The organism is Pseudomonas sp. Pseusp10, assembly GCF_059492225.1.
The window spans coordinates 5812184-5824046 of sequence record NZ_CP168528.1 but is presented as its reverse complement, the minus strand read 5'-3'; the positions used below and the strand labels follow the sequence as shown (position 1 = coordinate 5824046).

Annotated in this window: 10 protein-coding genes; 8 read left to right on the top strand and 2 right to left on the bottom strand. The window is 60.2% G+C overall.

The annotated features are described in order from the left end of the window. Positions 1–123: 123 nt before the first annotated feature. From dsbC to ACEN8Z_RS26415, 5 genes are all read left to right on the top strand, one after another. Entirely contained in the window at positions 124–855 is a 732-nt protein-coding gene (gene dsbC, locus ACEN8Z_RS26435; RefSeq protein WP_495596160.1) for a bifunctional protein-disulfide isomerase/oxidoreductase DsbC, read from the top strand. Between the two features lie 132 nt (positions 856–987). Further along, complete coding sequence (locus tag ACEN8Z_RS26430; RefSeq protein WP_495596159.1) at positions 988–2292, top strand: homoserine dehydrogenase; 1305 nt, start codon at positions 988–990, stop codon at positions 2290–2292. 109 nt (positions 2293–2401) lie between these two features. Next, entirely contained in the window at positions 2402–3811 is a 1410-nt protein-coding gene (gene thrC, locus ACEN8Z_RS26425; protein ID WP_008018562.1) for a threonine synthase, read from the top strand. Positions 3812–3930: 119 nt separating this feature from the next. Beyond that, positions 3931–5286, top strand: coding sequence for a transporter substrate-binding domain-containing protein (locus tag ACEN8Z_RS26420; RefSeq protein WP_495596158.1), 1356 nt, complete (start codon positions 3931–3933; stop codon positions 5284–5286). A gap of 160 nt (positions 5287–5446) precedes the next feature. Beyond that, on the top strand, positions 5447–5734 hold the full coding sequence (locus ACEN8Z_RS26415) for a DUF3509 domain-containing protein (protein ID WP_007998520.1): 288 nt from the start codon (positions 5447–5449) through the stop codon (positions 5732–5734). Between the two features lie 170 nt (positions 5735–5904). On the opposite strand, the gene ACEN8Z_RS26410 is transcribed toward ACEN8Z_RS26415, so the two are convergent. Both ACEN8Z_RS26410 and ACEN8Z_RS26405 read right to left on the bottom strand, forming a co-directional pair. Beyond that, positions 5905–6861: a TIGR02285 family protein gene (locus ACEN8Z_RS26410; RefSeq protein WP_495596157.1), complete on the bottom strand. Its 957-nt coding sequence runs from the start codon at positions 6859–6861 to the stop codon at positions 5905–5907. Beyond that, positions 6815–8014 (bottom strand): CaiB/BaiF CoA transferase family protein, encoded by a 1200-nt coding sequence (locus ACEN8Z_RS26405; RefSeq protein ID WP_495596156.1) that lies wholly within the window; start codon positions 8012–8014, stop codon positions 6815–6817. Before ACEN8Z_RS26405 ends, ACEN8Z_RS26410 begins: the two co-directional genes overlap by 47 nt. Positions 8015–8162: 148 nt before the next feature. Between ACEN8Z_RS26405 and ACEN8Z_RS26400 the strand changes: the two genes are divergently transcribed. From ACEN8Z_RS26400 to ACEN8Z_RS26390, 3 genes are all read left to right on the top strand, one after another. Beyond that, positions 8163–8705, top strand: coding sequence for a YaeQ family protein (locus ACEN8Z_RS26400; RefSeq protein ID WP_007998514.1), 543 nt, complete (start codon positions 8163–8165; stop codon positions 8703–8705). A 66-nt stretch (positions 8706–8771) separates the two neighbouring features. Continuing rightward, the gene (gene recJ / locus ACEN8Z_RS26395) at positions 8772–10481 is read left to right on the top strand and encodes a single-stranded-DNA-specific exonuclease RecJ (RefSeq protein ID WP_007998513.1); all 1710 of its coding nucleotides are present in this window, start codon (positions 8772–8774) and stop codon (positions 10479–10481) included. Between the two features lie 275 nt (positions 10482–10756). Continuing rightward, a complete protein-coding gene (locus ACEN8Z_RS26390; RefSeq protein WP_495596155.1) occupies positions 10757–11863 on the top strand; it encodes an NADH:flavin oxidoreductase/NADH oxidase in 1107 nt (368 codons plus the stop codon).

Genomic DNA, 11863 nt, shown 5'->3' with positions numbered 1-11863 from the left:
GGCGCATTCGGCCCCACGGACCTTATGTGATAGGCTTGGCCGGTTTGCACGATGGGCGATTATGACCCGGTGTTTCGGCACGGGCGTTCTGATCGTCCCATATGTTCGCCTTCAGGAGTTCTCATGCGTCTGACCCAGATTTTTGCCGCCGCAGCCATTGCGTTGGTCAGCACCTTTGCCGTCGCCGATGACGCGGCCGACAAAGCCATTCGTAAAAGCCTGGAAAACCTCCAGCTCGAAGTCCCGGTGGAAAGCATTACCGCCAGCCCGTTGCCAGGCCTGTACGAAGTCAAGCTCAAAGGCAGCCGTGTGCTGTACGCCAGTGCCGACGGCCAGTACGTGGTTCAGGGCTACCTGTTCGATCTCAAGGACGGCAAGCCGGTCAACCTGACCGAGAAGACCGAGCGCCTGGGCATTTCCAAGTTGATCAACGATATTCCGGTCGCTGAAACCGTGGTGTACCCGGCCATTGGCGAAACCAAGTCGCACATTACCGTGTTCACCGACACCACTTGCCCGTACTGCCACAAACTGCACGCCGAAGTGCCTGAGCTGAACAAGCGCGGCATCGAAGTGCGTTACGTGGCGTTCCCGCGTCAGGGCCTGGGTTCGCCGGGTGACGAACAACTGCAAGCGGTGTGGTGCTCGAAAGACAAGAAAGCGGCCATGGACAAAATGGTCGAGGGCAAGGAAATCAAGGCCGCCAAGTGCGATAACCCGGTTTCCAGGCAGTTCGCTCTCGGCCAGTCGATTGGCGTGAACGGCACACCGGCCATCGTTTTGGCCGACGGTCAGGTCATTCCGGGCTACCAGCCTGCGCCACAAGTCGCCAAACTGGCGCTGGGCGCGAAGTAAATTCGCATCGTCACGGCAAGCCTTGACGATCATGGTCCGGCAGCGACATCGCCGGGCCATCAATAGAGAGCCGCGAGCCTGCGGTTGTTTTCACGGCCGGCCTTGAGTCGGCCGTTTTATGGGGAGTTCACAGTGAAACCGGTCAAAGTAGGCATCTGTGGGTTAGGAACCGTCGGTGGCGGTACCTTCAACGTACTTCAGCGCAACGCCGAGGAAATTGCTCGTCGTGCCGGGCGTGGGATCGAAGTGGCACAAATTGCCATGCGCACGCCAAAGCCTCAGTTCCAAACGACCGGTATTGCGATTACCAACGATGTCTTCGAAGTGGCCACGAACCCTGAGATCGACATCGTCATAGAGCTGATGGGCGGCTACACCGTTGCCCGCGAGCTGGTACTCAAGGCCATCGAGAATGGCAAGCATGTGGTCACCGCGAACAAGGCGCTAATCGCCGTTCACGGTAATGAAATTTTCGCCAAGGCCCGCGAGAGGGGCGTGATCGTTGCGTTCGAAGCGGCGGTGGCCGGTGGTATCCCGGTGATCAAGGCGATCCGCGAAGGGCTGTCCGCCAACCGCATCAACTGGGTGGCCGGCATCATCAACGGCACCGGCAACTTCATCCTGACGGAAATGCGCGAGAAGGGTCGCACCTTCGAAGACGTGTTGGCCGAAGCCCAGGCATTGGGTTACGCCGAAGCCGACCCGACCTTCGACGTTGAGGGTATCGACGCCGCGCACAAGCTGACGATCCTGGCGTCCATCGCGTTCGGCATCCCGCTGCAATTCGACAAGGCATACACCGAAGGCATCACCAAGCTGACCACGGCTGACGTGAACTACGCCGAAGCGCTGGGCTACCGCATCAAGCACCTGGGCGTGGCACGCAGCACCGCGGCCGGTATCGAATTGCGCGTGCACCCGACGCTGATCCCGGCCGATCGACTGATCGCCAACGTCAACGGCGTGATGAACGCGGTGATGGTCAACGGTGATGCTGCCGGTTCGACCCTGTTCTACGGCGCCGGTGCCGGCATGGAGCCGACCGCCTCGTCGGTGATCGCCGACCTGGTGGACGTGGTTCGCGCCATGACCTCCGACCCGGAAAACCGCGTACCGCACCTGGCGTTTCAGCCGGATTCGCTGTCGGCTCACCCGATCCTGCCGATCGAAGCCTGCGAAAGCGCCTACTACCTGCGTATTCAGGCCAAGGACCATCCGGGCGTATTGGCTCAGGTTGCGAGCATCCTCTCGGAGCGTGGCATCAACATCGAGTCGATCATGCAGAAGGAAGCCGAGGAACACGACGGTCTGGTGCCGATGATCCTGCTGACCCACCGCGTACTGGAGCAGCACATCAACGATGCGATTGCCGCCCTGGAAGCCTTGGCGGGCGTGGTTGGTCCGGTCGTACGGATCCGTGTCGAGCACTTGAATTAATTAAAAGCAGCGGCAAGCTGCAAGCTTCAAGCGGCAAGTCAAAGGCAGATAGGCTTTTACTTGCAGCCTGTAGCTTGTAGCTTGCAGCCCAAACCGAAGGTTTGCCCTTATGCGCTACATCAGTACCCGCGGCCAGGCACCGGCCCTGAATTTCGAAGACGTCCTGCTGGCAGGCCTTGCCACCGACGGCGGTCTGTACGTCCCGGAAAACCTGCCACGCTTCACCCAGGAAGAAATCGCTTCCTGGGCCGGCCTGCCGTATCACGAGCTGGCTTTCCGCGTTATGCGCCCGTTCGTCACCGGTAGCATCCCGGACGCCGATTTCAAAAAGATTCTTGAAGAAACATACGGCGTATTCGCCCACAACGCCGTTGCGCCGCTGCGTCAGTTGAACGGCAACGAATGGGTGCTGGAGCTGTTCCACGGCCCCACCCTGGCGTTCAAGGACTTCGCCTTGCAATTGCTCGGTCGTTTGCTCGACTACGTGCTGGAAAAGCGCGGCGAGCGCGTGGTGATCGTCGGTGCCACCTCCGGTGACACCGGTTCGGCCGCCATCGAAGGCTGCAAGCACTGCGAAAACGTCGACATTTTCATCCTGCACCCGCACAACCGGGTGTCCGAAGTACAGCGTCGGCAGATGACCACCATCTTCGGCGAGAACATTCACAATATCGCCATCGAAGGCAACTTCGACGACTGCCAGGAAATGGTCAAGGCCAGCTTCGCCGACCAGGGTTTCCTCAAGGGCACGCGCCTGGTCGCAGTAAACTCGATCAACTGGGCGCGGATCATGGCCCAGATCGTTTACTACTTCCACGCGGCCCTGCAACTGGGCGGCCCGGCACGTTCGGTGTCGTTCTCGGTGCCGACCGGCAACTTCGGCGACATTTTCGCCGGTTACCTGGCGCGCAACATGGGCCTGCCGATCAACCAGTTGATCGTCGCCACCAACCGCAACGACATCCTGCACCGCTTCATGAGCGGCAACCAGTACGTCAAGGAAACCCTGCACGCGACGCTGTCGCCGTCCATGGACATCATGGTGTCGTCGAACTTCGAACGCCTGCTGTTCGACCTGCATGGCCGCAACGGCGCGGCAATCGCCGGGCTGATGGATTCGTTCAAGCAGGGCGGCGGTTTCAGCGTCGAGCAAGAGCGCTGGACCGAAGCCCGCAAGTTGTTCGACTCGCTGGCCGTGGATGACGCGCAAACCTGCGAAACCATCGCCGAAGTCTACGAGCAGACCGGTGAAGTGCTGGATCCACACACTGCCATCGGCGTGAAAGCTGCGCGGGAATGCCGCCGCAGCCTGGACATTCCAATGGTGATCCTGGGCACCGCCCACCCGGTCAAATTCCCGGACGCCGTGGAAAAAGCCGGTGTAGGAAAAGCTCTCGAACTGCCTGTACATCTTTCTGATTTGTTTGAACGAGACGAACGTTGCACCGTATTGCCAAATGACCTGAAGGCCGTGCAGGCCTTTGTCAGTCAGCATGGCAACCGCGGCAAGCCGTTGTAACCGGTCAGCGCTGTTACATTTTGAAGCCCGTCTCCTGACGGGCTTTTTCATTTCTGCATGCACACTTGTCGTGTTATCGCCGCGAAAGGACAGGCGAGTGGATCACCAAGGACATGGGAATGCGGTTTACAAGTGTGTTCAAGCCAGTCGCGCGCTGGCTGATTTTATTCGGCATCGTGGGAGCCGCCGAATGGGGAGGGGCAAGCCCTGCATCGATTCAGGAGCGTGGGAAGACTGTCGCACGTTCAGTGGTCGTGCTGGATGACCAGGAGGTGCAATGGATAGCCAGCCATCCACGGGTCGTGGTCACCGCACTGGAATACCCGTTGTACCAGTTCAAGGATGAGTATGGTCAATGGACGGGCCTGAACAGTGACCTGCTCAAGCGCATCAGTGACATGACGGGGTTGCAGTTCGTTTACGAAGAGTCTTTTTCCGTCGATCAGATGCTGGCACGCCTGGAAAGCGGCGCGGCGGATTTGAGCACCACGCTGTCAGTAAATGACGAACGCAAGGCGTTTCTCGATTTCAGCCATGCGTTCGGCGGTGCAGGATGGGTCTTTGTCGGGCAGGCCGGGGCACCGCCGGTGCAGTCGCTGGAGGATCTGGCGAAGCGGGTACTGGTGCTGCCGACCCGGCATGCACTGGAGGCGACGATCCGTCGCGATTATCCGTCCATAGAGTTGCGTTCGGTCAAGACCTACGCCGAAGCCCGTGCCTGGGTTGAAAGCGGCGAAGCCTATGCCACCATCGAAAGCGAAATCGGCGCCCAGCTTATTCCGTCGGGGCGACTGCAGATCGGGGCTGTGGTGCCGGGCAAATGGGATGCGGATTATCTGGCGGTGCGCAAAGGCCAGCCGCAGTTGCTGAGTATCCTCAACAAGGCGCTTGAGGCGTTTCCTGCGCAGGAACTGCGCGACCTTCGCCTGAAGTGGTTCGGTGGTGCTACCGTGCCACAGGCGCCTGGCTTCTGGCAGCGGCTTGACCAATGGGTCTGCTGGGGCATGTTTGTGCTCAGCCTGTTCGGCCTGTTGTCCCTGCTCTGGAACCGGCGGTTGGCGGTGGTGGTCAGGCAGCGGGTCGACGCCCAAAGGTGCCTGCGCGATCAGCTCGCATTCCAGCATGCCCTGATGGATGCCATGCCTGACCCGATGTTTGTCCGTGATCTGCAAGGGCGTTTGATCATGTGCAACAAAAGTTATGAGGACGCCTTGTCGACGCGTTTTGACCGGATGCAGGGGCGGCAGTTGATCGAGGTTGATGTCATGCCCAGACAAACCGCGGAGTTGCTGCATGCCGAGTTCCTGGCTCAGTTGATTACGCGCAGGACGCGCTTCTTCGAGCGCCAATTGATGTTCAAGGAAGGTGTCAGGGATATCTACCAGTGGACGGTGCCGTTTTACACGGCGGATGGCCAGCTACGAGGATTGCTGGGGGGCTGGGCCGATATCGCCAGGCGTACCCGACAAACGTGACGGTTGCGTTTTTTCTCTGTCATGTTCGCCGTGCATGCTCTCTTGACTGACCTGTAGTTTCATCTGCGGTCAGTATCCAGAACTTTCTTCTCGGGCCAGCGGTCATCTGTTTTAGGCATGCCCCAGGCACGTTGTTTCGGACTATTGAATGGTGATCGGGATGGAAAGTATCAGTTTGTTGCTCGGTGAGGCGCTGAGCCCGTATCAGGTCACATTGACCCCGTCAGGTATTCGTGGCGAATGCCGGGTGACCCTGAAGAATGCTATCGGCGCGACCGTGGTCGAGCGCGAGTTCAATCAGGCCCAGTTTAATGACAAACGCCTGCTGACGGATGTGGTCGACGGATTGCATCGCGACGTGCTGATCGCTGAAGGACGCCTGGAGCCTTGTGTCATCGCGGCATTGCGCAATGCTGCCCAGGACAAGCTTCTGGCCAGCCGCAATTGAACGGATTTTTGTGGGAACCTTCCCGCGCCCAGGTCAGTCAGACTTTGTAACGGCAGGATCAAGCATTGTGCTCCGGTGCTTGTAGCTTGCTGCTACTGGTCTCCAAGCAGGCCACGTTTAACCCCGGGTCGTCTCCCCACTTCCCGGGGTTTCTTTTTGCCCGGGATTTGTCATGGTTGCGCCAGATTGTCGAAAAACGCCTTGGTGTCTTTCAGGTAATCGCTACGACTCTCCGGATCCAGCCAGGCGGCGTAGGCCTCATCAAGGCGTTCGCGGGGAAGGGTGCGCAGCACCTGGTTGATCTCGACAATGGCCTGCCGGCCCTTTGGCGTGTCGGTGCAACCGATGTAGCCGGACAGGTATTTGCCCGTGCCGCGAATCGGATAGAACTGCAATTCATCCTCGGCGATGCCTTGCAGCGAGGCCTGATAGCGAATTTCCGGGCGATAGCCCAGCAGCAGGTGCAAGCGTCCCAGGCGCTGCATTTGCAACAGGCTGCCCAAGGCGTCGTTGCCGTAATGAGCGGTCAGCGCTTCGGCTGGTGCTTGCTTGAGCAGCCCATCGAGGTATTCGCCGTAATTGCGCTCGGCAATAATCCCCAGTTTTTCGCGGCCGCTGGCGAGCAGCGCTGCCAAGTCCACTTCTCCATCCTTGATAAAGGGTGCCAGCACGTTCTGGTCAATGCGCCGCACGGTCAGGCCATTGCTCATGGCGCGGAAGACCGGGATGGAAAAGGCGATCCACTGTTCCCTCTCCTTGCTCCAGTTCAGCGCCGCGTCGCAGACGAGAGACGGTTCGTGGAGCATTTGCAGTCCACGCGCGCGATTGACCCTCATCACGCGGTGCTGGTACCGCGGCATGCCGGCAATCAACAGTGGAAGCAGTTGATCGATGACACCCTGTCCTTTTTTCGGCCCATCGAAAATTGTCAGCGGCGGCAGGTCACGCTTGAGCCAGATAAGGGTTTCCCGGGTTTGCGCCAGGGCTGACGGGAGCGGTTCAAGGAGCCAGAGTAAAATTGCCAGCATGCACAGCACCCACCCGCCGCGCGACGGGCAGCGTCGAGGCAGGCGCCTGAGTTCAGATGGCTCCGTCTTTGCGCAACTGTGCGATCTGCCTCGCGTCATAGCCAAGTTCCTGGAGTACCTGTGCGTTGTGCTCACCCAGTTGTGGCCCGACCCATTCACATTCACCGGGTGTCTCTGAGAGTTTCGGCACAATGCCCGGCATCTTGAAGTCTTTGCCATCCGGCAGCTTGGCTTGCAGGAACATTTCTCGCGCCAGGTACTGAGGGTCATTGAACATGTCTTCGGCGCTGAAGATCCGGCTGGCCGGCACGTCGGCCTGATTGAGCAGCGCCAGCACCCTGTCCAGCGGCAACGAGTTGACCCAGCGATCGATGACGCCATAGATCTCGTCGCGTCGGGCATCGCGGCCATCGTTGCTGGCAAGCAGAGGGTCGTTGGCCAGGTCTTCCCGGCCAATGATCAGCATGAAGCGTTTGAAAATCGCGTCGCCATTGGCGCCGATCTGCACATGCTTGCCATCGGCACTGGTGTGGATCGAGGACGGGGTGATGCCTGGCATGATATTGCCCGTGCGTTCGCGGATGAAGCCGAACACGTCGAACTCCGGGACCATGCTTTCCATCATGGCGAAGATGGCTTCGTACAGCGCCACGTCCACCACTTGCCCCTGGCCGCCGTTGACCTCGCGATGACGCAGGGCCATCAGCGCGCCGATCACGCCCCAGAGCGCGGCAATCGAGTCACCGATGGAAATGCCGGTGCGCACCGGTGGCCGGTCTTCGAAGCCGGTGATGTAGCGCAGGCCCCCCATGGATTCACCGACCGCGCCAAAGCCGGGCTGATCTTTCATCGGGCCGGTCTGGCCGAAACCCGACAGCCGCACCATGACCAGTTTCGGGTTCAAGGCGTGCAGGACATCCCAGCCCAGGCCGAGTTTTTCCAGGACACCGGGACGAAAGTTTTCGATCAGAATGTCTGCTTCTCCCAGCAGCTGTTTCAGGATCGCCTGACCGTCGGGGTGTTTGAGATTGAGGGTCAGGGACTTTTTGTTGCGCGCCTGGACGAACCACCACAACGAAGTGCCTTCATACAACTTGCGCCATTTGCGCAATGGATCACCGCCGTCCGGGGATTCGATCTTGATCACATCGGCACCGAATTCGGCGCAAATGCGCGAGGCAAACGGGCCGGCAATCAAGGTGCCCAATTCAATGACTTTCAGACCGGAAAGCGGTTTGGCGGTGAGCGACATGCTGGATCCTGTGGGGGCAAAGGTTGAGCGAATAGAGGGTTTTAACATAGCCGACTGTCCGACGCTCCAGCTTGATTGTGTTCTATTCGTGGATTGCCCGTCGCATCGGGTAGACTTGCCGACTTTCCTCGTATCAAGAAGCCCGTTCATGGCCCAGCCGTCCACGACCTACAAGTTTGAACTGAACCTCACCGACCTTGACCGCAGCGTCTATGAGAACGTGAAGCAGACCATCGCCCGTCACCCTTCGGAAACCGAAGAACGCATGACCGTACGCCTGCTGGCCTACGCCCTTTGGTACAACGAGCAGCTGTCGTTTGGCCGTGGTCTGTCGGAAGTGGATGAACCGGCCTTGTGGGAAAAAAGCCTGGATGACCGTGTCCTGCACTGGATAGAAGTCGGCCAGCCGGATGCCGAGCGCCTGACCTGGTGCTCGCGCCGCACTGAGCGCACCAGCCTGCTGGCCTATGGCAGCCTGCGCGTGTGGGAAGGCAAAGTGGTGCCAGCGGTGAAAAACCTGAAGAACGTCAACATCGCTGCCGTGCCTCAGGAAGTCCTGGAGACCCTGGCCAAAGACATGCCACGGGTTATCAAGTGGGACGTGATGATCAGCGAAGGGACGATCTTCGTCACCGACGACCGTGGTCAGCACGAAGTTCAGTTGCAGTGGCTGGCCGGTGAGCGCGGCTGATTTTCCGCCGCTTTAGCGTGTCACCCGGTTTTATCCTACGTATTCAAGAGAAGCCCCTGTCACCCCATGCGCATCGAACCTCGCCTGCTGCCCGATACCCTGCCATTCCTCGGTGATATTCCACCGCTGCTGACCCGCCTGTACGCGGCGCGGGGCGTGCAATCCGAGGCTGAACTGGACAAGAGCCTGGCGCGGTTGATTCCGTTCCAGCAACTCAAGGGTATCGATGCCGCCGTGGACCTGCTGGTGACGGCGCTCGAACAGCGTCAGCGCATTCTGATCGTCGGCGACTTCGATGCCGACGGTGCGACGGCCAGCACCGTGGGCACCCTGGGTTTGCGCCTGTTGGGTGCTGCACATGTTGATTACCTGGTGCCTAACCGTTTCGACTACGGCTATGGCCTGACACCGGAAATCGTCGCGGTGGCGCTGGAGCGCCAGCCTCATCTGCTGATCACCGTGGACAATGGCATCTCCAGCGTCGATGGCGTGGCCGCGGCGAAAAAGGCCGGGCTCAAGGTGCTCGTCACCGACCACCACTTGCCCGGCGACGAACTGCCGTTGGCCGACGCCATCGTCAATCCGAACCAGCCGGGTTGCGCGTTCCCGAGCAAGGCACTGGCCGGTGTCGGGGTGATTTTCTATGTGCTGATGGCCCTGCGTGCGCGATTGCGCGAACTCGGCTGGTACACAAGCAAGCCGCAGCCGAATATCGGCGAATTGCTCGATCTGGTGGCCTTGGGCAGCGTGGCCGACGTGGTGCCGCTGGATGCCAACAACCGGATTCTGGTGCATCAGGGCCTGGAACGGATTCGTGCCGGACGTGCCCGGCCGGGGATCAAGGCGATCCTCGAAGTGGCCAAGCGCGATCATGCGCGCATCACCTCCACCGACCTGGGCTTCATTGTCGGCCCGCGCCTGAACGCGGCGGGGCGCCTGGATGACATGAGCCTGGGCATTGAATGCCTGCTGACCGAAGACTCAGGTCTGGCCCGTGAGATGGCTGCTCAATTGGACGGCATGAACCAGGATCGAAAGTCCATCGAGCAGGGCATGCAGCGCGAAGCGCTGGCGCAGCTCAAGGATCTGCCAGTGGAGTCGATGCCGTTCGGCTTGTGCCTGTTCGATCCCGAGTGGCATCAGGGCGTCATCGGTATCCTCGCGTCACGGATGAAAGAGCGCTATTTCCGCCCGACCATCGCCTTTGCCGATGCCGGAGATGGCCTGCTCAAAGGCTCGGGGCGTTCGGTCCAGGGCTTTCACATCCGCGACGCCTTGAGTGTGGTGGCGGCGCAACATCCGAACCTGATCACCAAGTACGGTGGCCACGCCATGGCGGCTGGCCTGACGCTGCCGGAAGCGAATTTCCCTTTGTTCGCCGAAGCTTTTGACGCTGAAGTGCGCCGGCAACTGCGCGAGGAAGACCTGACTGGCCGCCTGCTGTCGGACGGCACCCTGGCGGTGGAAGAGTTTCACCTGGAACTGGCCCGTGCCCTGCGGCATGCCGGCCCATGGGGGCAGCACTTCCCGGAGCCGTTGTTTCATGGGGTGTTCCAGTTGGTCGAGCAGCGCGTTGTTGGCGAACGGCACCTCAAAGTCGTGCTCAAAAGTGAATGTGGTTCGGTGAAACTCGACGGCATTGCCTTCGGGATCGACCGCGACATCTGGCCGAATCCGACCATCAAGTGGGTGGAACTGGCCTACAAACTCGACCTCAACGAGTTTCGTGGCAATGAGACGGTTCAATTGATGATTGCCCACATCGAACCGCGTTGACCCTCTGTAGGAGCGAGCTTGCTCGCGATGGACGTGAACGATGGCGCTGGGGACCTGATACCCCGCGGTATCCTGTCGTCCATCGCGAGCGAGCTCGCTCCTACAAAGGGCAACATCCCCCGATGTCGACTAGGCTCTAAACACTGCTTGATTTTAGCCTTGTGACGTCTTGTCGAATTTTTTGCCCGCGGGGGCGGGTGTTGTACCTTTTTCCTGTCACTCGTCGACTATTCAAACAGAACCTGGAGCCTGCCCACTGATTCGAGAGGTGCCCCATGAGTCTGCTGCTTGAACCCTTTACCATTCGCCAATTGACCCTGCCCAACCGCATCGCGGTATCGCCGATGTGCCAGTATTCCTGCGCCGATGGCCTGGCCAATGACTGGCACCTGGTCCACCTCGGCAGCCGTGCTGTCGGCGGGGCAGGGCTGGTGTTTACCGAAGCCACGGCGGTCACCGCCGACGGGCGTATCACCGCTCAGGACCTTGGTCTGTGGAATGACGAGCAGATCGAACCCCTGCAACGCATCACCCGCTTCATCAGCGCCCAGGGCGCCGTTGCCGGCATTCAATTGGCCCATGCCGGGCGCAAGGCCAGTACCTACCGGCCATGGCTTGGCAAACACGGCAGCGTCAAACCCAACGATGGCGGCTGGGTGCCGGTCGGACCTTCACCCATTGCGTTCGACCCACAGCACACGCAACCCAGACAACTGGATGACGGCGAGATCGCCAAGGTGGTCCAGGCGTTTGTCGACGCAGCAAAGCGCTCTCTGATTGCCGGTTTCAAGGTGGTCGAAGTTCACGCAGCCCATGGTTACCTGCTGCACCAGTTCCTGTCGCCGTTGAGCAATCAGCGTCGCGATCAATATGGCGGTTCGTTCGAAAATCGCATTCGGCTGGTGCTTCAGGTCACCGAAGCGGTGCGTGCGGTGTGGCCTGAAGAGTTGCCGGTGTTTGTCCGGGTCTCGGCCACCGACTGGGTGGAAGATGGCTGGAACCCTGATGAGACCGTGGAGTTGGCGCGCCGCCTGAAAGACCTGGGCGTGGACCTGATCGATGTATCGTCGGGCGGGACGGCGGCGAATGCGGAGATTCCCACAGGGCCGGGTTATCAGACCCGCTTCGCCGAGCGTGTACGCAAGGAGTCGGGCATGGCCACCGGCACCGTTGGCATGATCACCGAGCCGGCCCAGGCCGAGCACATCCTGCGCACCTGTCAGGCCGATATCATCTTCCTGGCCCGTGAGTTGTTGCGCGATCCGTACTGGGCGCTGCATGCAGATGACGATCTGGGCGGGCACAAGGCCGTGTGGCCGGCGCAGTATCAGCGGGCGACCCACCGTGAGCAGCCCATTCACGAATCGGATTTGCGCGACTGA